Source organism: Alcaligenes aquatilis, from assembly GCF_003076515.1.
Lineage (GTDB): Bacteria > Pseudomonadota > Gammaproteobacteria > Burkholderiales > Burkholderiaceae_B > Alcaligenes > Alcaligenes aquatilis.
Window position 1 is genome coordinate 1,158,410 of sequence record NZ_CP022390.1, and the last position, 20,123, is coordinate 1,178,532.

Below are 20,123 nucleotides of genomic sequence, written 5' to 3' on the forward strand. Positions count from 1 at the left end.
GGGGTTTGGTCTTGCCTTCCCTTAACGGTCGACATGGAGCAGCAGCACAGCAGCCATTGATACGGTATGATGCTGGCTTTGTCCTATTCACTTAATTTTTGCCTGCCATTATGCATGACGATGTTCCCCGAAAATCCCAACGCGCGACTCGAAAGGGACGCGAACGCCGCGACAAAATCCTGGAAGTGGCTTCCGAGGTTTTTCGCGAGAATGGTTTTGAGGCCACATCCATGTCCCAAATCGCTGCATTGGCAGGCGGCTCCAAGGGCACGCTCTACAATTATTTCCCATCCAAAGAAGACCTCTTGCTGGCTGTCCTGCTGACAGGTGCCCAGGAATTTACCGAACAGGTTCTGACCAAGCTGGATTGCGAAGGTGATATCCGCCAGGAACTGCAGAGTTTCCTGCTGCCCATGCTGCGTAATCTGTACTCCAAGCAAACCGCCCAGCTTTTGCGTATCGTGGTCTCTGTCGGTGGACACAGCGACATCGGCAAACGCTTTATGGAGATGCTGGACGACCAGATCTGGGACGGAGTGCAGTGTTTCTTTGCTCACCATATCGAGCGTGGCACGCTACGCCGGCTGGACCCGGTATTAATGGTGGAACACTTCCGTTGCCTGAGCGAAGGCGAAATTGTATTGTTGCTCATGGGGGCGATGGAGCCCTGGAGTGAAGAGCGCATTCAAACTGAGACGGAACATATTCTGGATATGTTCTTACACGTTTACCAAATCGACGCAGCAAACTAATACCAGCCAATCAGCTGCAGCGCTGATTGTTCTGTCCATACACGGTTCCTCTCCCCTTAGCAGCGAACCCGTCAAGACACTCCGAATCCATGCCGCCCGATCCAGGGCGGTTACGGCCATTCCCCATCACGGCCTCTCACCCGCGCCCTGCCCTGTTCCGTTCTGCTCATCAGAATTGCAGCCTGCCCCTCTCCTTAGCCGCACACCAATAGGCACGAGCGCTTGGCAATACCTATACAAGCTTGTACAAGCACTCCAGCTAGCCAAAGCGCCAATATACTCACCTAGGCAGCAAGCGCTGCAAAACAAAATCGCATGAGCACGGCCAAGAGCCATAGCAAGAACAAAAGCACAAGATACGTCCCCAAAACGACAACACCCCGACATGGAAGCTCCATGTCGGGGTGTTAGGTCTTACCTGACTTGACCCGCGTACTGCCAGAGATTTCGCTAGCAGTAACTTACGTCTTAGACCTTGGCCAGACGTTGCCAGGTATCCACAACCGTATCCGGGTTCAGCGACAGCGAAATAATGCCTTCATCGCTCAGCCACTTGGCCAGATCAGGGTGGTCGCTGGGGCCTTGGCCACAAATACCCACGTATTTGTTTTGTGCCAGGCATGCCTTGATGGCACGACTGAGCATGAACTTCACAGCCTCGTCGCGCTCGTCGAAGTCGGCAGCCAGCAGCTCCATACCGGAGTCACGATCCAGACCCAGAGTCAACTGAGTCATGTCGTTGGAACCGATGGAGAAGCCGTCAAAGTACTGCAGGAACTGCTCGGCCAGAATGGCGTTGGAAGGCACTTCGCACATCATGATCAAGCGCAGGCCGTTTTCGCCACGAGCCAGACCGTGGGAAGCCAACAGGTCCACAACACGTTCTGCCTGACCCAGGGTACGCACGAATGGCACCATGATTTCGACGTTGGTCAGACCCATTTCGTCACGCACTTTCTTCAGGGCTTCGCATTCCATCTTGAAACATTCTGCGAAGTCTTCGGACAGGTAGCGAGCCACACCACGGAAGCCCAGCATGGGGTTCTCTTCCTCGGGCTCGTAGCGCGAACCACCCACCAGCTTGCGGTATTCGTTGGACTTGAAGTCCGACAGACGCACGATGACGGGCTTGGGGTAGAAGGAAGCGGCCAGAGTCGCAATACCTTCGGCCAGTTTTTCCACGAAGAAAGCACGTGGGCTGGCGTAGCCACGAGCCGCCGATTCCACTGCCTTTTTCAGGTCGCTATCCACATTGGGGTAGTCCAGAACGGCTTTGGGGTGAATCGCAATGTTGTTGTTGATGATGAATTCCAGACGAGCCAGACCCACACCATCGTTAGGAATTTGCGAGAAGTCGAAAGCCAGTTGGGGGTTACCCACGTTCATCATGACTTTCAGGCCGATCTCGGGCATTTGGCCCCAGCTGACTTCTTCGATCTCGGTTTCCAGCAGACCGTCGTAAATCCGGCCTTCGTCGCCTTCAGCACACGAAACGGTCACTTCCTGACCTTCTTTCAGCACGTCTGTGGCGTTGTTGCAACCGACCACGGCAGGGATGCCCAGTTCGCGAGCAATAATCGCCGCGTGGCAGGTACGACCGCCACGGTTGGTGACGATAGCCGAAGCCAGCTTCATGATGGGTTCCCAGTTAGGGTCCGTCATATCGGTGACCAGCACGTCGCCGGGTTTGACCAGATCCATCTCGGAGGCGTCTGCCACGATACGGACTTTGCCCGAACCGATCTTCTGACCAATAGCGCGGCCGGTAACCAGCACTTCGCCAGTGGCTTTCAGGCGGTAACGCTCTTGCACGTCGTTGCTGCCTTGCTGGGACTTAACTGTCTCAGGGCGGGCTTGCAGAATGTAGATCTTGCCGTCGATACCGTCACGACCCCACTCAATGTCCATAGGACGCTGGTAGTGTTTTTCAATGATGGTGGCGTAACGAGCCAGTTCGATCACTTCTTCGTCGCTCAGGGAGTAACGGTTGCGCTCGGACACCGGCACGTCTACGGTACGCACAGCGTGATCAGTCGTACGGCCTTCGTCAAATTCCATCTTGATCAGCTTGGAGCCGATACGGCGGCTGATGATGGGGTAGTGACCGGAAGCCAGCGTTGGCTTGTACACGTAGAACTCGTCCGGATTGACCGAACCTTGAACCACGGTTTCGCCCAGGCCGTAAGAGGACGTCAAAAAGACCACATCCTTAAAGCCCGATTCAGTGTCCAGGGTGAACATCACACCAGCGCTGCCCTTGTCGGAGCGCACCATGCGCTGAATACCAGCGGACAGCGCCACTTCAGCGTGGGCGTAGCCCTTGTGCACGCGGTAGGAAATAGCACGGTCGTTGTACAGGGAGGCAAACACGTGGTGAATCTTGCTCAGCACCTCGTCGATGCCCACCACGTTCAGGTAGGTTTCTTGCTGACCAGCAAAGGAAGCGTCAGGCAAGTCTTCAGCGGTGGCGGAAGAGCGCACGGCAAACGAACCCTTGCCGTCTGCATCCAGTTCAGCAAACGCGTCACGTACGGCTTTTTCAAACTCGGCCGGGAATGGAGTGTCGATGATCCACTGGCGAATTTCGGCACCGGCAGCGGCCAGTTCACGAACGTCGTCGGCGTCCAGCGCGTCCAGACGCTGCTGAATGCGCTTGTCCAGATCGTTGTTTTTCAGGAAAACGCGGAATGCTTCGGCTGTTGTGGCAAAACCACCTGGCACGCGCACACCAGCGTCGGCCAGTTGACTGATCATTTCGCCCAGCGACGCGTTTTTACCGCCCACTGTGTCGACGTCCGTCATGCGGAGCTTGTCGAAACTAATTACGTAAGACATAAGTCACCTTGAATAGAAAAAAAAGCGTGTTTGCTTAAGGCAGTGATCCCAACAGCGCTGTCTGTGTGATCTGTCCTAAGCAAACCTGCCTTTCCATACCCCGATCCGAGCGGTAAATGGTAATCTTGCAAATTGTACCGTTTCCCGAGCATTGTGCACGACTTATTCCATGACATCTTCTCCTATTGAGCGTACCGTCTTTGTCGTTTCTGACAGCACGGGCATTACCGCCGAAACTTTCAGCAACTCCGTCCTGTCGCAATTCGCTCAATTCGAATTTCAGGCCGTCCGTATCCCCTTCATCGATACCATCGAGAAAGCCCAAGCTGTCGCTGATCGCATCAACCAATGCGCTCAAGAGCAAGGCCAGCAACCGCTGGTATTCAGCACCTTGGTTGACCCCAAGATGGCGCACATTATTGGCGCGGCCAACTGCACCTTCCTGGATCTGTTTGGTGCCTTTGTACGACACATTGAACGCGCCCTAGGAGTGAAGTCCAGCCGTTCCGTAGGCCGTTCGCACTCCGGTGGCATGTCCAAGCGCTACAACAATCGCATTGAAGCCATCAACTTCAGTCTGGCGCACGACGATGGTCAGTACGTGAATGGTCTGGAACAAGCCGACGTGATTCTGGTGGGTGTATCCCGCTGCGGAAAAACGCCTACCAGCTTGTACTTGGCGATGCAGTACGCCGTCAAGGCCGCCAACTACCCCATCATTCCCGAAGATTTCCAGCGCGGCACCCTGCCCGCCACGCTGGCTCCCTACCGGAAAAAGATTTTTGGTCTGTCCATTCATCCAGACCGTCTGTCTGAAGTGCGTAATGAGCGCCGTCCGGGAAGCAAATACGCCACCATCGAGCAGTGCCGCATGGAAGTGGCTGAGGCGGAACGTTTAATGCGTATGGAAGGCATTCCTTGGCTGTCCACCACCACCAAATCCATCGAGGAAATCTCCACCAAGATTCTGGATGATGTCGGTTTGGACCGCCGCTCTTACTAAGGATCGAACAGCTAGTCCGGGCGATACCCCCTACGGGAGTATTCGGACAGCCTCAACATCAAGGCCTGATCTCGGTATCACACCGAACTCAGGCCTTTTTGTTGGCCGCTGCTACGGTGTCAGATCTGCTGCTTTTGTCCGCACTCAATCCAACTTGCCCACCCAAACCTGCGGGTGCTGATCACTCCAGGGCAAGGCTTGCTCCAATTGGCCAGCCAAGCCAAACAAGAGGCATTCCTGACCATAAGCGGCCGTAAACATCATGCCTATGGGTAAGGAAGTCGCCACATCCTGCCCGGCCGGCACCGACATGGAGGGTGAGCCACTGATATTGGCCAAAGCCGCAAAAGGTGCTTGCTTAAAGACGTGGGCAATCCAGCCCAGGCCATCCACCTGATCCTGTATCTGGTTGTACTCACCCACCCTCATGGGCAGCGCAGGTACGGTGGGAGTCATCAGGACATCATATTTCTGGAAATACGCGCCCAGATTCCGGGAGACCGTATTACGCACGGCGATCGCCCCCAAAAGATCAATTCCGCTAATCTTCTTGCCGTAGGCATAGGCCGCCAACGTGGCCTGTTCCAGATACACCTCATTCACCGGCCGCCCGGTCGCTGCGGCAATGCTGTCTATCCACGCCGCCGTGTTCACATTCCAGAATTGGGCATTGGCGTGTACAAAAGCCTCCCAACTGACGCCGGAATCAAATACCAGGGGTTCGACCTGATGGCCCAGAGACTCCAGCACCGAGGCCATATCAATCGCCTTGCCGGCAATGACAGACTCGGTTTTATCACCGCTGGGCGGGTCCATCATCAACCCGATACGCAAAGCGCCTGGATTTTTCTTCACAGCCGATAGAAAGGTCTGAGGGGGTGCTGCCGTGTAATACGGCTCACCAATACCGGGACGGCTAATCGCATCCAGCAAAGCAGCGCTGTCTCGCACGCTACGACTGACGCCCAGGTGGGCCAGCAAACCGCTCCAGACCTCATCTTGCAGGGGGCCGCTGGAGACCCGCCCCCGAGTGGGCTTCAAGCCGAACAAGCCGTTCACAGCCGCCGGGACACGAATAGAGCCACCGCCATCAGTTGCGTGAGCCACCGGCACCATCCCTGCCGCGACCGCGGCTGCCGAGCCTCCTGTCGAGCCACCGGCATTAAAGGCAGGGTTCCAGGGGTTCAGCGTAGGGCCTACGCAGCGCGCCTCCGTCGTTGTACTGATGGCAAATTCCGAGGTCGTGGTTCGACCTAGGGTGACCAGTCCCGCCTCTTTGTAGAGGCTCATCAAAGTACTGTCCGCGTCCATGACCATGCCTTGCGCCAGCTTGCTACCCAGCTCGTAGCGTTTGCCCTTCATGGTGATGGCCAGATCTTTAATCAAAAACGGGACGCCGTAAAGTACGGAGTCCCGGTCAGCATGGGGGTCAATCTCCCCGTCCCAGCTCTCTACCACCGCATTGATTTTGCTGTTCAATGCATCAACCGCTTTCTTGCCCACCTGACTTAATTCTTGAACACTGATGTGTTTCTTGGCAACCAGCTCAGCCAACGCCAAGGCATCATAGGTCGCGTATTCGCTAAGTTTCATTGTTGACCTCATCTGAAAAAGATTAGGAATCCAGCCGGATACAACGATGGAGCGATACAAGATGACAAAGCGGCCCTCAGGGAGCCGCTAGCAGACAAGCGTCAATGCCCTATGCTCTCAATGCTCGCGTAGCGATAAGCAGACGCCTTACTAGATGATTTACTTGATTTTAAAAGTGGAGACAAGAGCGACATCAAGAAAGAAGTCACTGACACCGGCTGACTCTTCCCAGTACGGTGCAATCAAGCCGCCAAGACTAGCGGCTGTGCTGACGACGCTGCTCGTACAGACAAAGGGCGGTGGCAATCGCCACGTTCAAGGACTCCACGCCGGGCGCCTGAGGGATGAACAAACACTGATTCGCTTTGGTCAGCAAGGCCGGGCTAACACCTTGCCCTTCATTGCCAAAAACCCAAATTCCCTGGTCGGGCAAGCTGGATTCATACAGGTCCTGGGCATCTGGCCCCAAGGAGGTCACCAGCACCGGCAAGGCAGCTTTTTCAAGCAGAGCCACACCATCGACCTGCTCATGGATTTGAATGGAGAAATGGGCGCCCTGTGCACTACGCAGCACTTTCTGAGACCAGACGCTGGCACAGCCTGGCGTCAGATACACGGCCTCCAACCCCACCGCCACCGCCGTTCGCAAGACGGTGCCCACATTACCCGGGTCTTGAACCTGATCCAGCAAGATGGCACGTTTTGTGGGAGCCGTCCAAACCTGCCCTCGAGGTACGCGAACAATAAAGCCTATGCCCTGCCCCTGACCAACTTGGGATACGGCATTCATCAAGGTTGCATTGAAGGTCACACTGCTATGGCCTGGCAAGAAGCGCGCCAGTTCGAGCAACTCGTCCGAGTGGCGGTCCATCTCGAAAACCGCCAGTTCCGGCAAGCCTCGGCGCTCCAGCCACATCTGGCATAGATGAATGCCTTCCAACCAAATCAACTGATCGCCCCCGTCCAGCTCGCGTTTATCGTGAGCCAGGCGCTGCACTCGTTTGAACAGCGCATTATCTTTGGATTCAATCAGCCTCATTGTCTTCAACTTACCTAACTAGAGATGCGCGTACCGGCGCGAAACTTCGACGATGCTCGGGGCAAGGCCCGTGCTGGGACAAACGCTCAAGATGAAAGGCCGTCCCGTAGCCTTTGTGCTGGTCAAAACCGTATTCGGGATAGTCTCGGTGCAATTCCAGACAGACCGCATCCCGCGCTGTTTTCGCCAAAATTGATGCAGCCGCAATGGCAGCATGGCTGGCGTCACCTTTGATGATGGCTTCTGCCGGGCAACACAGGCCAGTGGGAATGCGATTGCCATCCACCAGGGCCTGTTCAGGTTTGACACTCAGGCCATTGCAGGCTCGCTGCATCGCCAACATGGCCGCATGCAAGATATTGATGTCATCAATTTCTGCGACGGTCGCACTGGCAATTTCCCAGGCCAAAGCCCTTTCCTTGATCAGAACGGCCAAGGCTTCACGCCGTTTGGCGGTCAGCTTCTTGGAGTCGTTCAGGCCTTCAATGGGATTGTTCGGGTCCAGAATCACAGCAGCGGCAAAGACGGGACCGGCCAATGGGCCACGCCCCGCTTCATCCAGCCCCGCCACCAAACCTGCCGAGACATCACTGACCAATAAATCCAGCTGCTTCATGCACGTGCCATATTCAAAATAACCTCGGCCGCCAAAGCAGGCGTGTCCCTGCGCAAGGTCAAATGCATCTCGGTAAAGACTTGCTCGATATGCGCCACATAGCTCTGATCGCTCAAGGCTTTCCAGCACGCTTGCGCCAGTTTCGCTGGCTGGGCATCTTCTTGTAGCAGTTCGGGTACGACAAAATCCCGAGCCAGCACATTGGGCAAACCCACCCAGGGCACATAAGGCCTGTCCTGACCGGACTTCCACCGTATGATGCGCTCCATCATGGGGCTGAGCACATACGAAATAACCATAGGCCGCTTGTACAAGGCAGTTTCCAGGCTGGCAGTACCACTGGCCACCAGCACAGCGTCACTGGCTTCCATCACCGTCCAGGCGGGTGGGCGAACCACGCCTTCCGAATCAGGCTGACGAATACCGACCGTATTGGCATCAATAATGTGTAAATTGCGGATGGGATGCTGAGCCAGCGCTTCCTCAAACTCCTGACGACGCTTGGGATTCACCATAGGCACCAGAATCGTCAGATCCGGATCCTGGTCCTGCAAGATCTGCACGGCCTGCAAAAAGCGCGGTGACAGCATCTTGACCTCGGAGGAGCGGCTGCCAGGCAGCACGCCCAGAATACGGCCTGTCTCGGGCAAGCCCAGGCGACAGCGAGCGTCAGCCTTATCCGGCTGCAAGGGAATATTCGCCGCCAAGGGATGGCCCACATAAGTCACCGGAATACCTTCCTTTTCGTAGATCTCGGTCTCGAAAGGAAACAGTACCAGCATATGGGAAACCGCTTCGCGGATTTTGTGGATGCGCTCGTAGCGCCAGGCCCAGATCGAGGGCCCCACAAAGTGCACCGTCGGCACGCCAGCCTGACGCAAACGATGCTCCAGTCGCAAATTGAAGTCCGGGGCGTCAATACCCACAAACACATCCGGACGCTGGCGCAACCACTGATTGCGCATGCCCAAATACGTGGAGACCAGACCCGGAATACGTTTGAGCGCCTCGACGTAACCAAATACCGTCAAGGCGTCCATGGGATAGTATTGGTGAAATTGCTGGGCGGCCATCTCGGGGCCGCCTATGCCTTCTACCTGCACGCCAGGATTGCCCTGGCGCAGTCCTTGAATGATGCGGGCCGCCAGCAAATCGCCAGACGGCTCGCCCGCTACCATTCCTATACACAGATCCCGCTTGGCCCCTGTTTGCCCCGACCCGTCTGAACGTGCCGCTAATGGGCTGGAGGCGCTGCTCATGGTCTGCAAATACCCCGGCTGGAGTCATTCAGAAAGTCGATCATGACCTGTACGGCCGCACGGCACTCAGGCTGCGTTTCCTGCAAGGCTTGCATCTGCTCCACGGCCTGCTCCACCGTCAGCTTGCGACGATACAGCAGCTTGTAGCTTTCCTTCACCGCCGAAATCGCTTCAGCCGAGAAGTTGCGACGGCCCAGGCCTTCGCTATTCACACCGACAGGACGGAAAGGATCGCCTGCACCAATCACGTAAGGAGGAATATCCTGACGCACCGAGCTGGTACCACCAATCATGCTGTGTGCACCGATACGACCGAACTGATGCACAGCCGTCAAACCGCCCAGAATGGCCCAGTCGCCAATATGCACGTGGCCGCCCAGTTGGACGCTGTTGGCGATAATCGTGTGATTGGCAATCTGGCAATCATGTGCAATGTGGGTGTAGGCCATGATCCAGTTATCATTGCCGACACGGGTCACACCGACATCCTGCACCGTACCGGTATTGATGGTGACGTACTCACGAACCATATTGCCATCGCCGATTTCCAGACGAGTCGGTTCACCCGCGTACTTCTTGTCCTGCGGCATGCCACCAATGGAGCAGAAACGGTAGAAATGGTTGTTGCAACCAATCGTGGTCACGCCATCAATCACGCAGTGGGGGCCCACTTTGGTGCCCGCCCCTATCGTGACATTAGGCCCAATGATGCTGTAAGGCCCGACCTCGACATCATCTGCAAGCTGAGCGCCCGCTTCGATGATGGCCGTTTCATGAATACGCATAAACTATTCTTCCAATTGACGGATCGCACACATAATTTTAGCTTCGGCAACCACTTGGCCATCAACCAAGGCACGGCCCGTGTACTTGCACAAGGCGCGGCTGATGCGATCCGCGGTCACTTCCAAACGCAACTGATCGCCTGGCATCACGGGTTTGCGAAAACGCGCGCCATCCACACCAACCAGGTAATAGGCTAGCTTGTTGTCCACTTTGGCGTACGGATCCTCAGGATCGGTAAAAGAGAACAGCGCCGCTGCCTGAGCCATGGCTTCAATGATCAAGACCCCAGGCATAACCGGCATGTGCGGAAAGTGACCCGTAAAAAAGGGTTCATTCATCGACACGTTTTTAATGGCGACGATGCTCTTGCCGGGCACCAGTTCCAAGACGCGATCAACCAGCAGCATCGGGTAACGATGAGGGAGGCGATCCATAATTTGTCGAATGTCGAGTTCCATGTCCTGTCCTGCTTATTTTTGTTTATTGATATGTTCAGATGATTCATTTGCCCCATCAGCCTGCTGACGCTCCAAAGAGCGCAGGCGACGGCGCAAACCGCTCAATTGCCCCAGCACGGCAGCGTTTTTCTGCCAGTCCTGATGCCCAGCAAAGGGATAAACCCCGGTATAACGTCCAGGCTGACTGATATTGGAGGTGACAGCCGTACCGCCAGAGACGTGTACATCGTCACCCAAGACCAGGTGACCCGAGAGCATCGCTGCCCCGGCGATCGTACAACGCGCCCCAATCTGGGTAGAGCCGGCCACCCCCACACACGCCGCCATGGCCGTGTGCTCGCCGACCTGCACGTTGTGCCCGATCATAATCTGGTTGTCCAGCTTGACGCCGTTGGCCAACACGGTGTCATCCAGTGCACCACGGTCCACCGTCGTATTGGCGCCGATTTCAACATCGTCGCCAATACGCACGTGGCCGATCTGTGCAATCTTGGCCCAGGCACCCTTGCCTTTCACTGGATCCGGCGCAAAACCAAAACCGTCCGCGCCCAGCACTACGCCCGAATGCAAAATGGCGCGAGCCCCAATATGCACCTGGTGGTAAAGAGTGACACGCGCATGCAGTAAACAGTCTGGCCCCAAGGTAGAGCCTGCGCCAATCACGCAATGCGCACCCAAACGGGTGCCACGTCCGATCTTGACGCCGGCCTCCACCACGCAAAAGGGCCCGACCGACACGCCCTCGCCCAATTGAGCACTAGGGTCAATCACCGCACTGGGATGGATGCCCTGGGGCAAATCCGCCATGCGCACCTGATCAAAACGCTGAGCCAGCAGCGCATACATTAGATAAGGCTCTGAGCACAAAACCGGAATAAAGGACGGTGTAAAGCCCAGATCCTCGTAGACCTGTGGCGTCAAAATCACCACCGCAGCACGGGTCTGCTCCAGCAGATCCTGCATCTTGGGATTGGACAGAAAGCTGATTTCTTCCGGACCCGCAGAAAGTAAAGAGCCTAGGCCCCGAATCCGGGGCATAGGCTCTTTAATGCCTTCTGGCAGCTTGCAATCCAGTCCGGTCTTGTTGATGGCGTCTATGAGTTCAGACAGCTGTACAGCCTGATCAACGTTCAGCAATACCGGCATAGTGCATCAACCGCCCAGTGCTTTCAGAACTTCCTCGGTGATGTCCACACGTGGGCTAACGGTGACCGCGTCCTGAATGATCAGGTCGTAGCCTTGCGAGTCAGCAATACGCTTGATAGCGGCATCAGCCTGCTCAACGATGGCCGAGAACTCTTCGTTGCGGCGACGATTGAAGTCTTCCTGGAATTCGCGGCGCTTGCGCTGCAAATCGGAATCCAGGTCAGCCAGTTGACGCTGACGCTTCACACGATCGGACTCGGACAAGACAGGAGCATCCTTGTCGAACTTCTGAGCTTGCGAACGCAGGTTGTTGGCCATGCGCTCCAGCTCTTCGTCACGACGCTTGAATTCTGCTTCGATTTTGGTTTGGGCCGCTTTGGCGGGCTTGGAATCACGCAAAATGCGCTCTGTGCTGACAAAACCAATTTTGGTCTGGGCCTGAACAACAGGAGCAGCGGTCATGGCGCCGACACCCAGCGCGGCAGCCAGAACGAGCGCGTTATTGCCACGCGACAAGCTGCGGGCGATGTTTGTAAGTTTTAATGCGATGTTTGACTTCATGAAAAATCTACCTTGCTAATTAGGCTGCAGAATAGTGCAATTGTGCCACTAAACACGAACATCAGAAAGCGGTACCAATCTGGAACTGGAAGGCTTGTTTATCGTCGCCTTCCTTGGCGCGCAAGGCGCGACCATAGGACAACTGCAACGGACCGAGTGGGGACTCCCACGACAAGCCCAGACCTGCAGCGTACTTCCAACCGCATGGATCCTCCGACAAACGGTCAGGACGACCCATTGGGCAACCACCGCTGGTGTTGTCAACTTTACCGGCATCGGCAAAGACGAACCAACGCAACGTACGGTCACGTGAGGCACCGGGGAATGGCAGATACAGTTGAGCGTTGGCAATCATTCGACGCGAACCACCCAGGTAGTCGCCCGTCAAGATATCGCGTCCGCCCAAGGATGCACCTTCGTAGCCACGTACCGACCCGATACCACCGGCGTATACGTTCTTGATCACCGGGAAACTCTTGCCACCGATGCTGCGACCGTAGTCAATCGCCCCGTTCAGAGCCAGCGTGTAAGCACGCCCCAAAGGAATATAGTGCTGATGGCTGGCACGCAGCATGTAATAGCGCAAATCCATCGTACCCATATCAGCCGACAGACTGGTCAAGCTGCCCTTGTTGGGAGCAATCGCGCTGTCGCGAGTATCTTTGGACCAACCCAGGTTGAAAATAAAGGTGTTGGTGCCTTCACCGTACTCGTTTACGTAATCCTGATAGGCACGGGGTGTGTACTGCGGGCTCAGGCGCGAGAGCTTGTTGTGCTCGAAGTTCACGCCCATGAATACACGGTCGTACTCGGAAATAGGCACACCGAAGTTCAAACCGGCACCGATTGCGGTGTTCTGGTAATCACCCCAACCATCATTGGACTGGTAAGGCGTGGTACGACGGTAGTAAATCGAGGTGGTCTTGCTGATGCCGTCACCTGTCCAGAAAGGATTGGTATGGCTGATCACCGCCGCACGGTTCACTTTACTGGTATTGACCTGCAAGGACAGGCTGTTACCACTACCGAAGATGTTGTCCTGACTGATACCGGCTGACAGCATCAGCTTGTCAGTCGAACCGTAACCAATACCGAGGTTAACCAAGCCGGTGGGCTTTTCTTTCACGTCCACGTTCACGTCGACCTGGTCAGGCGAACCCGGTACAGGCTTGGTATTCACATCTACTTCATTGAAGTAGCCCAGACGGTCGATACGGTCACGCGAGAACTTGATGGCGTCCGAGTCATACCAGGCCGCTTCCTGCTGACGCATTTCACGACGCACCACTTCATCACGGGTACGGACGTTTCCACCCACCTCAATACGGCGCACATACACGCGACGACCGGGATCGACGTAGAAGGTCAAGTCAGCCGTGTGATTTTCGCGATCCAGCACCGGGTTCGGGTTGGCATTCGCAAAGGCATAACCCAAGCCACCCAGATACTCGGTGATCGATTTTACGGTAGCGCTGGTCTTGTCCGAGGAAAACACTTCGCCTTCTTTTTGCTGCACCATCGGCTCGATCTTGTCTTCCAGACCCAGCAGATCACCGGCCAATTTCACGCTACTCAAGGTGTAGGGCTGGCCCTCGTGAATGGTCAGGGTAATGTAAATGTCTTTGCGATCGGGCGAAATCGATACCTGAGGCGCTTCGGCCGAGTACTCCAGGAAACCACGATTCAGGTAGTAGGAGCGGATACGCTCCATATCCCCTTCCAGTTTTTCGCGGGAGTATTTATCAGTGCCGGTGTACCAGGTCATCATGCCCGAGGTCGTCAGCTCCATCTGATCGAGCAAGTCACCTTGCGAGACGGCTTCCGTACCGACGATGCGGATTTCCTTGATCTTGGCCAAGCCACCCTCAAAGATGTCAAAGCTGACACCGACGCGGTTACGTGGCAAAGGCGTGATGATAGGCGTGATTTCCACACCATACTTGCCCTTGGACAAGTACTGTTGTTTCAGCTCGAATTCAGCACGTTCCAACATGGAACGGTCAAAAACCCGGCCTTCTCCAAAGCCTACCTGGGCCAGGGAGTTGATAATATTCTTGGCGTCGAACTCGCGCATGCCATTAAAAGACACGGAGGCGATGGTTGGACGCTCCTTAACGTTAACGATCAGCACATTGGTGCTGGTGTCAATTTGCACGTCACTGAAAAAACCGGTGGCGTACAAGCGCTGAATCGCGTCTGCCGCCTGCTCTTCCGAGAAGGACTCACCGACCTTGACAGGCAAAGACGAGAACACGGCACCGGGATCGACCCGCTGGATGCCATTGACTTGAATATCGCGCACGACAAACGGTGCAAATGCATTCGCCAGGGCGGGGGCAAGCAGACTTGCCACCAATACGGGCAGAACACGCAACGCAAAAGTAGGTTTCCGGCTAAACGACATCCTGGACAATCCTTGGTCGGTCAAATGGTTGGAAATTGTATGCCACCCGCTCTCAACTGAAAAGACGGGTGATGTCATTAAAAAAAGCAATACTCATCAGCACGGCCAACAAGGCCAAACCCAGCCGTTGACCGACAAGCATCATACGCTCCGAAGCGGGCTTGCCGCGCACGGCTTCGATGGCATAGTACAGTAGATGCCCACCGTCTAGCATAGGTACGGGCAATAAATTCAGTAAACCAATGCTAATACTGATCAAGGCCAAGAAATTCAGGTAGGCAATAAAGCCAATACGCGCTGTCTGACCTGCATAATCCGCAATAGTAACCGGCCCGCTGACATTACGTACAGAGACATCGCCCGTAATCATGCGCCCGATCATCTTCAAAGAGAACCAAAAAGTCTGCCCGGTACGGGTAAATCCGCGCTCCACGCTCTCGATGGGCCCATACCGCACCAAGGTCATGGGCATATCCATAGCCACTTGGGCACCAATACGCCCTTGTGCCTTGGCATCGCTCTGGGGAGTAAGCAGCAGGCGTTGAATTTCACCCTCGCGCAGCACCTCAAGCTCAAGTGTCTTACCCGCAGATTGTTGCACCTTTTGAACGAACGCCGTCATTCCAGGCTCGATCAAATCATCCAGCCGGAGAATAAGGTCGTCTTTTTTCAGACCTGCTTGTTCGGCTGCCGTATCTTTAAACACTTCTTGAACGACTGATCGTGCCGGGCGTAACATCAGCCCAGCCTTGGCCATCAGGTCCTGCCCGTCCGGCAAAATCTCGCCAGCCGGTAATGTCAGGTAACGATTTTCTTCTCGTCCCAGCAGGTCCTTGACTCCCACTTCGAGCTCGCCGCCCGAGGACAAGGCATCCATAAAGGCCCAGCGCGCCTGCAACCAGGAATCCACAGGTTTGCCATCCACCGAGACCAGACGATCCCCAGCCTGGAAACCGGCCTGAGCCGCTGGCGTGCCTTCTGGGACGGGACCGATTTGCGCGACGGGCTCCTGGGCTCCTAACAACCCTACAAAGGCATAAATCACCACCGCCAGAATCAGGTTGGCCATTGGACCAGCCAGCACAATCGCGGCACGCTGTCGCAGGGGCTTGTGGTTGAAGGACTCGTCGATCTGTGCCTGCGTTGCATGAGCAGGCGGATCATTTTGCATGGCGACGTAGCCGCCCAAAGGAAGAGCAGAGACAGCCCATTCGGTGCCGTTCTTGTCGAAACGACGGTACAGCACCTTGCCAAACCCGATAGAAAAACGCTCTACACGCACGCCGCAACGACGAGCCACCCAGTAGTGGCCAAGCTCGTGAAAAGTCACCAGCACGCCCAAGGCTACCAAGAAAGCCAGAACCGTGAAGAGCATGTTAATTCCTGTTAAATACGCGCAGAGACTCTGCAGTAATCCAGCGCCAGCGAACGGGTCTCGCTATCCAGCTCCAACACCCCTTCCAGGGCCTCTAAGGCCTGGCTGGCACGGCCATTGAGCCTATCCAGACAATGCTCAATCACCGCCGGAATCTGAGTATAGCCAATCTGCCTTTCCAAGAAGCGGTCTACGGCAATTTCGTTGGCGGCATTCAAAGTCACGCAGGCAGCCTGACTGCTGCGCAAAGCATCATAGGCCAATCGCAGACAGGGAAAACGCACAAAATCAGGCTGTTCAAAGTCCAGGCGACCCATTGTGGCCAGATCCAACAAGCCTACGCCGCTGTACAAGCGTTCCGGAAAGCCCAGACCGTAGGCAATCGCCGTGCGCATGTCGGGCTGCCCCAATTGCGCCATCACCGAGCCATCTATGTACTCAACCATGGAGTGAATCACGCTTTGCGGATGCACCACCACATCAATCTGCTCAACGGGCACCGAGAACAACCAATGCGCCTCAATAACTTCCAGGCCTTTATTCAGCATAGTGGCTGAATCCACCGAAATTTTGCGGCCCATGCTCCAGTTGGGATGCGCACAGGCTTGCTCGGGGGTCACCTCATCCAGCTCGGCCAAGCTGCGCGAGCGAAACGGTCCACCGGAAGCTGTCACCAAGAGACGGCGTAGAGCAGCCACAGGCTGACCGGGCTCCGCAGGTAACTCACCGGCCAGACATTGGTAGATGGCGCTGTGTTCGGAGTCGATAGGCATCAATTGCGCCCCGCCCTCTTGCACGGCTTGCATGAAGATACGGCCCGCAGCGACCAGCGCTTCTTTATTGGCCAGCAACACCCGCTTGCCCGCACGAGCCGCAGCCAGGGCCGAAGGCAGACCTGCTGCCCCGATAATCGCGGCCATCACCGTCGTTACTTGTGGGTCTGCCGCCGTATCGGCCAGAGCTTGGGCACCTACCCGGATCTCGGGCAAGACACCACCCTGCCACGCCGCCAGAAAGCGGCTACGCGCGGCTTCATCAGGCACCAGAACAACCCGGGCGGCACTGTCACGAGCTTGCTGGGCCAGCAGCTCCATACGAGTGTGGCCGCTCACGGCATAAACCGCCATCCGCTCCGGATGACGAGCAATCACATCCAGTGTGCTGATACCAATAGAGCCAGTGGCCCCTAACACACAAACATGCTGGAAACTCATGAGTTCTTCCTTGACGCAAACACTTAGTTCCACGCAGGACTAAAAGAGCCACGCCCCACTTAACAGCAAGGCTACGGGAGCAACCGGCAGCAAGGCGTCGATACGGTCGTAGACTCCACCATGGCCGGGCAATAATTGACTGGAATCTTTCACAGCGGCACGGCGCTTGAGCAAAGACTCGAACAAATCACCTACGATCGACAAGGCCGCCAGGGCAATACCCAAAACAGCCGTGGCAACCCACCCCCAACGTTGCTGTACGTCGGCACCAAAGCTGCCTGCCCAATTTGCGCTTATCACCATCCATACCGCCGCAGCGGCCATACCGCCAACCGCTCCAGCCCAGGTCTTGCCGGGACTGACACGCGGGGCCAGTTTGGCCTTACCAAAAGCACGACCCGCGAAGTAGGCTGCAATATCCGCCGCCCAGATCAGAACCAATAGGGAGAGCACATACACAATGCCCTGCGTGTACAAGAAAAGAGACAGGCTGGCCCACGCGACCAAGGGAGCCAGCACACCCATCACACTGAGCAAAACACCTTGAGCTCGTTGTGTGGCCTGACCCTGCAACACCAGCCCTGTCGCACCAACGATCCACCATGCCGCCATTAACGGCACCAGGGCACGGTACACCAGATCAGCCGCCTGCTCTTGTGGACCTGTGTCATACCAGTACACGCTTAGCCACAACATCAAGGCACCGTTAAGCAAGGCCAAGGGCCATGCCCAACGCTGCTGATCCTCAGACAGACTCAGACGCTCCCACTCCCAGCACGCCAACGTACTCATCAGCACAAAGATGGCCAACAAGGGCCAGCGCACGGGGGCAAGCATGGCCGCGCCCAGAATCACCAGCAAGATCAGGGCGGTGATGACTCGTTGTTTCAACATAGATAAGGCTCCGTCAAGGCGCGGGGCTACCCTGCACCTGGGCACTGGTGCGCCCAAAGCGCCGCTCGCGCCCACGATACCACTCGAAGGCTTGTTCCAGCTGCGCCCGGTCAAAATCCGGCCAGTACACGTCTGTAAAGTACAGCTCGGTATAGGCCATCTGCCAGATCAAGAAATTGGAAATGCGACGCTCTCCACCCGTGCGAATGAACAAATCCGGCTCGGGGGCATAAGACATCGCCAAATAGGGGCTGAACATGGCCTCATCCAACTGCTCAGGATGATCGACCAAGTCAGGATTAGCGGCCAGCGCCTTTTGGGTCGCTTGCAAAATATCCCAACGACCGCCGTAATTGGCGGCAATCGTCAAATGCAAGGTGTCGTTATCGCGTGTTTTTTCCTCTGCATCGGCAATCAGCCCACGCAGTTCATCGCTAAATGCGGACAGTTCGCCAATAACATGAAGTCGGACGCCGTTTTTTTTCAGTGTTGCCACTTCTTTTTGCAGCATCTTGACAAATAGCCCCATCAACAGGGAGACCTCCTCGGGAGGACGTCGCCAGTTCTCGGAACTAAAAGCAAACAGGGTCAAATAACGCACGCCGAGCTCACCACAAGCCTCGACAATGCGCCGCACGGTCTGCACACCCCGCAAGTGCCCTGCCGTGCGTGGCAAAAGACGACGGGTCGCCCATCGTCCATTGCCGTCCATGACAATTGCCAGGTGGCCAGGAACCTGACCGTGTTCCGGAATAGTTTGGGTAGAACTGAAAGAAATCACCTAGCCACCTGTGCAAAAGCCGTTAGACCGTCATGATCTCGGCTTCTTTTTGGGCGATCAGCTTGTCGACTTCAGCCACATACTTGTCGGTCAGCTTCTGGATTTCATCCTGGGCGCGACGCTCGTCGTCCTCGGAAATCTCCTTGTCCTTGACTTGCTTTTTGAGCGTGTCATTGGCATCCCGACGCAGGTTGCGGATCGCAACCTTGGCATCTTCACCTTCACCGCGCACCACTTTGGCCAGATCGCGACGGCGCTCTTCGGTCAAGGCGGGCATGGGCACACGAATGCTCTCGCCCATCGAGATGGGGTTCAGGCCCAGCTCGTTGTCGCGAATGGCTTTTTCAATGGGGCCAGCCATATGCTTTTCCCATACCTGCACATTCAAGGTGCGAGCGTCAACCACCGTGATGTTAGCCACTTGGCTGACAGGCACCATGGAACCGTAGTATTCGACCTGAACATGATCCAGCAAGCCTGCCGTAGCGCGGCCAGTACGAATCTTGGCCAGGCCCGTCTTGAGAGACTCCAGGGACTTGCCCATACGGTTATCGGTCGATGCTTTAATCTCGGAAAGACTCATGGACTAAATTCCTATAACTTTAAACGTGAACCAGGGTGCCCTCGTCCTCGCCACAAACCGCACGCGTCAAAGCACCGGGTTTGTTGATCGAAAACACCTTAATCGGCAGTTTCTGATCGCGACACAAGGCGAAGGCCGTGGCGTCCATCACTTCCAGACGACGCACAATGGCCTCGTCAAAGCTGATGCGCGAATAACGGGTCGCACCGGGATCCTTATTGGGATCGGCACTGTAGATGCCGTCAACCTTGGTGGCTTTCAGTACGATTTCCGCCCCCACTTCGGCGCCGCGCAAGGCCGCTGCCGTATCGGTGGTAAAAAACGGATTGCCCGTACCGGCTGCAAAAATAACAACTTTGTTTTCTTCCAGGTAACGCAGTGCCTTGGGACGAATGTAAGGCTCCACAACCTGTTCAATATTCAGGGCAGATTGCACACGGGCATCCAGGCCACGGTGCTTCAAGGCATCTTGCAAGGCCAGCGCGTTCATGACGGTGGCCATCATGCCCATGTAATCGGCTGTCGCACGATCCATGCCCTGGGCACCTGGAGCGATGCCGCGAAAGATATTTCCCCCGCCAATCACGATAGCCAGTTGCACCCCCAACTGGGCAACCTGGGCGATCTCCTCCGTCATGCGAATGATTGTGCTGCGATTAATACCGAACGAGTCCTCACCCATCAGCGCTTCGCCGGAGAGCTTTAACAGGACACGTTTGTAAAGAGGGGTAGTCATGGGTGGGATTCCAAGTGACGAAGACAGAAGAGAGTGTAAAGCAGCAGGGCAGGCACCGCCACTACGGTGCCTGCCCTGAAAAAACCAG

Annotated in this window: 18 protein-coding genes; 2 read left to right on the top strand and 16 right to left on the bottom strand. The window is 56.0% G+C overall.

The genetic code is table 11. From position 1 onward, the window contains the following. Window positions 1-110 precede the first annotated feature (110 nt). On the top strand, window positions 111-752 hold the full coding sequence (locus CA948_RS05400) for a TetR/AcrR family transcriptional regulator (RefSeq protein ID WP_234354308.1): 642 nt from the start codon (window positions 111-113) through the stop codon (window positions 750-752). 468 nt (window positions 753-1,220) lie between these two features. On the opposite strand, the gene ppsA is transcribed toward CA948_RS05400, so the two are convergent. Beyond that, the gene (ppsA, locus tag CA948_RS05405) at window positions 1,221-3,587 is read right to left on the bottom strand and encodes a phosphoenolpyruvate synthase (protein WP_094196806.1); all 2,367 of its coding nucleotides are present in this window, start codon (window positions 3,585-3,587) and stop codon (window positions 1,221-1,223) included. A gap of 169 nt (window positions 3,588-3,756) precedes the next feature. Here ppsA and ppsR point away from each other — a divergent pair, with 169 nt between their 5' ends. Next, window positions 3,757-4,590 carry a posphoenolpyruvate synthetase regulatory kinase/phosphorylase PpsR gene (ppsR, locus tag CA948_RS05410; protein WP_094196807.1) on the top strand — a complete coding sequence of 278 codons (834 nt, stop codon included), beginning with the start codon at window positions 3,757-3,759 and terminating at the stop codon, window positions 4,588-4,590. A 144-nt stretch (window positions 4,591-4,734) separates the two neighbouring features. Here ppsR and CA948_RS05415 read toward each other — a convergent pair whose 3' ends face one another. The 15 genes from CA948_RS05415 to pyrH all read right to left on the bottom strand — a co-directional run bounded on the left by CA948_RS05415 (window position 4,735) and on the right by pyrH (window position 20,035). Continuing rightward, complete coding sequence (locus CA948_RS05415; RefSeq protein WP_203226755.1) at window positions 4,735-6,183, bottom strand: amidase; 1,449 nt, start codon at window positions 6,181-6,183, stop codon at window positions 4,735-4,737. A gap of 256 nt (window positions 6,184-6,439) precedes the next feature. Continuing rightward, window positions 6,440-7,222, bottom strand: coding sequence for a TrmH family RNA methyltransferase (locus tag CA948_RS05420; protein ID WP_094196808.1), 783 nt, complete (start codon window positions 7,220-7,222; stop codon window positions 6,440-6,442). 10 nt (window positions 7,223-7,232) lie between these two features. Further along, window positions 7,233-7,838, bottom strand: a complete 606-nt coding sequence (rnhB, locus tag CA948_RS05425) for a ribonuclease HII (RefSeq protein ID WP_108727526.1) — start codon at window positions 7,836-7,838, stop codon at window positions 7,233-7,235. Then, on the bottom strand, window positions 7,835-9,016 hold the full coding sequence (gene lpxB / locus CA948_RS05430) for a lipid-A-disaccharide synthase (protein WP_238988679.1): 1,182 nt from the start codon (window positions 9,014-9,016) through the stop codon (window positions 7,835-7,837). Before lpxB ends, rnhB begins: the two co-directional genes overlap by 4 nt. A gap of 77 nt (window positions 9,017-9,093) precedes the next feature. Beyond that, on the bottom strand, window positions 9,094-9,882 hold the full coding sequence (gene lpxA / locus CA948_RS05435) for an acyl-ACP--UDP-N-acetylglucosamine O-acyltransferase (RefSeq protein WP_094196811.1): 789 nt from the start codon (window positions 9,880-9,882) through the stop codon (window positions 9,094-9,096). 3 nt (window positions 9,883-9,885) lie between these two features. Next, entirely contained in the window at window positions 9,886-10,341 is a 456-nt protein-coding gene (fabZ, locus tag CA948_RS05440) for a 3-hydroxyacyl-ACP dehydratase FabZ (protein ID WP_003799758.1), read from the bottom strand. Window positions 10,342-10,353: 12 nt separating this feature from the next. Then, window positions 10,354-11,487, bottom strand: a complete 1,134-nt coding sequence (lpxD, locus tag CA948_RS05445) for a UDP-3-O-(3-hydroxymyristoyl)glucosamine N-acyltransferase (protein WP_108727528.1) — start codon at window positions 11,485-11,487, stop codon at window positions 10,354-10,356. Between the two features lie 6 nt (window positions 11,488-11,493). Next, the gene (locus CA948_RS05450) at window positions 11,494-12,048 is read right to left on the bottom strand and encodes an OmpH/Skp family outer membrane protein (RefSeq protein WP_094196813.1); all 555 of its coding nucleotides are present in this window, start codon (window positions 12,046-12,048) and stop codon (window positions 11,494-11,496) included. A 61-nt stretch (window positions 12,049-12,109) separates the two neighbouring features. Further along, window positions 12,110-14,452 (bottom strand): outer membrane protein assembly factor BamA, encoded by a 2,343-nt coding sequence (gene bamA / locus CA948_RS05455; RefSeq protein ID WP_108727529.1) that lies wholly within the window; start codon window positions 14,450-14,452, stop codon window positions 12,110-12,112. Window positions 14,453-14,504: 52 nt separating this feature from the next. Then, complete coding sequence (rseP, locus tag CA948_RS05460) at window positions 14,505-15,827, bottom strand: RIP metalloprotease RseP (RefSeq protein WP_108727530.1); 1,323 nt, start codon at window positions 15,825-15,827, stop codon at window positions 14,505-14,507. Between the two features lie 11 nt (window positions 15,828-15,838). Beyond that, window positions 15,839-17,041 (bottom strand): 1-deoxy-D-xylulose-5-phosphate reductoisomerase, encoded by a 1,203-nt coding sequence (locus CA948_RS05465; protein WP_094196816.1) that lies wholly within the window; start codon window positions 17,039-17,041, stop codon window positions 15,839-15,841. Window positions 17,042-17,080: 39 nt separating this feature from the next. Beyond that, the gene (locus CA948_RS05470; RefSeq protein WP_108727531.1) at window positions 17,081-17,935 is read right to left on the bottom strand and encodes a phosphatidate cytidylyltransferase; all 855 of its coding nucleotides are present in this window, start codon (window positions 17,933-17,935) and stop codon (window positions 17,081-17,083) included. A 13-nt stretch (window positions 17,936-17,948) separates the two neighbouring features. Further along, window positions 17,949-18,713 carry a polyprenyl diphosphate synthase gene (gene uppS, locus CA948_RS05475; protein WP_108728713.1) on the bottom strand — a complete coding sequence of 255 codons (765 nt, stop codon included), beginning with the start codon at window positions 18,711-18,713 and terminating at the stop codon, window positions 17,949-17,951. Window positions 18,714-18,738: 25 nt separating this feature from the next. Beyond that, the gene (frr, locus tag CA948_RS05480) at window positions 18,739-19,299 is read right to left on the bottom strand and encodes a ribosome recycling factor (protein WP_094196818.1); all 561 of its coding nucleotides are present in this window, start codon (window positions 19,297-19,299) and stop codon (window positions 18,739-18,741) included. A gap of 19 nt (window positions 19,300-19,318) precedes the next feature. Beyond that, window positions 19,319-20,035, bottom strand: a complete 717-nt coding sequence (pyrH, locus tag CA948_RS05485; protein ID WP_094196819.1) for a UMP kinase — start codon at window positions 20,033-20,035, stop codon at window positions 19,319-19,321. Between the last annotated feature and the right edge of the window lie 88 nt (window positions 20,036-20,123).

Excerpts from the sequence above, each read along its gene's own strand:
- bamA (WP_108727529.1), bottom strand. The coding sequence starts at position 14,452 with ATGTCGTTTAGCCGGAAACCTACTTTTGCGTTGCGTGTTCTGCCCGTA.
- lpxD (WP_108727528.1), bottom strand. The coding sequence starts at position 11,487 with ATGCCGGTATTGCTGAACGTTGATCAGGCTGTACAGCTGTCTGAACTC.
- lpxA (WP_094196811.1), bottom strand. The coding sequence starts at position 9,882 with ATGCGTATTCATGAAACGGCCATCATCGAAGCGGGCGCTCAGCTTGCA.
- ppsR (WP_094196807.1), top strand. The coding sequence starts at position 3,757 with ATGACATCTTCTCCTATTGAGCGTACCGTCTTTGTCGTTTCTGACAGC.
- fabZ (WP_003799758.1), bottom strand. The coding sequence starts at position 10,341 with ATGGAACTCGACATTCGACAAATTATGGATCGCCTCCCTCATCGTTAC.
- CA948_RS05415 (WP_203226755.1), bottom strand. The coding sequence starts at position 6,183 with ATGAAACTTAGCGAATACGCGACCTATGATGCCTTGGCGTTGGCTGAG.
- pyrH (WP_094196819.1), bottom strand. The coding sequence starts at position 20,035 with ATGACTACCCCTCTTTACAAACGTGTCCTGTTAAAGCTCTCCGGCGAA.
- CA948_RS05400 (WP_234354308.1), top strand. The coding sequence starts at position 111 with ATGCATGACGATGTTCCCCGAAAATCCCAACGCGCGACTCGAAAGGGA.
- CA948_RS05450 (WP_094196813.1), bottom strand. The coding sequence starts at position 12,048 with ATGAAGTCAAACATCGCATTAAAACTTACAAACATCGCCCGCAGCTTG.
- rnhB (WP_108727526.1), bottom strand. The coding sequence starts at position 7,838 with ATGAAGCAGCTGGATTTATTGGTCAGTGATGTCTCGGCAGGTTTGGTG.
- lpxB (WP_238988679.1), bottom strand. The coding sequence starts at position 9,016 with ATGGTAGCGGGCGAGCCGTCTGGCGATTTGCTGGCGGCCCGCATCATT.
- CA948_RS05465 (WP_094196816.1), bottom strand. The coding sequence starts at position 17,041 with ATGAGTTTCCAGCATGTTTGTGTGTTAGGGGCCACTGGCTCTATTGGT.
- CA948_RS05470 (WP_108727531.1), bottom strand. The coding sequence starts at position 17,935 with ATGTTGAAACAACGAGTCATCACCGCCCTGATCTTGCTGGTGATTCTG.
- ppsA (WP_094196806.1), bottom strand. The coding sequence starts at position 3,587 with ATGTCTTACGTAATTAGTTTCGACAAGCTCCGCATGACGGACGTCGAC.
- rseP (WP_108727530.1), bottom strand. The coding sequence starts at position 15,827 with ATGCTCTTCACGGTTCTGGCTTTCTTGGTAGCCTTGGGCGTGCTGGTG.
- frr (WP_094196818.1), bottom strand. The coding sequence starts at position 19,299 with ATGAGTCTTTCCGAGATTAAAGCATCGACCGATAACCGTATGGGCAAG.
- CA948_RS05420 (WP_094196808.1), bottom strand. The coding sequence starts at position 7,222 with ATGAGGCTGATTGAATCCAAAGATAATGCGCTGTTCAAACGAGTGCAG.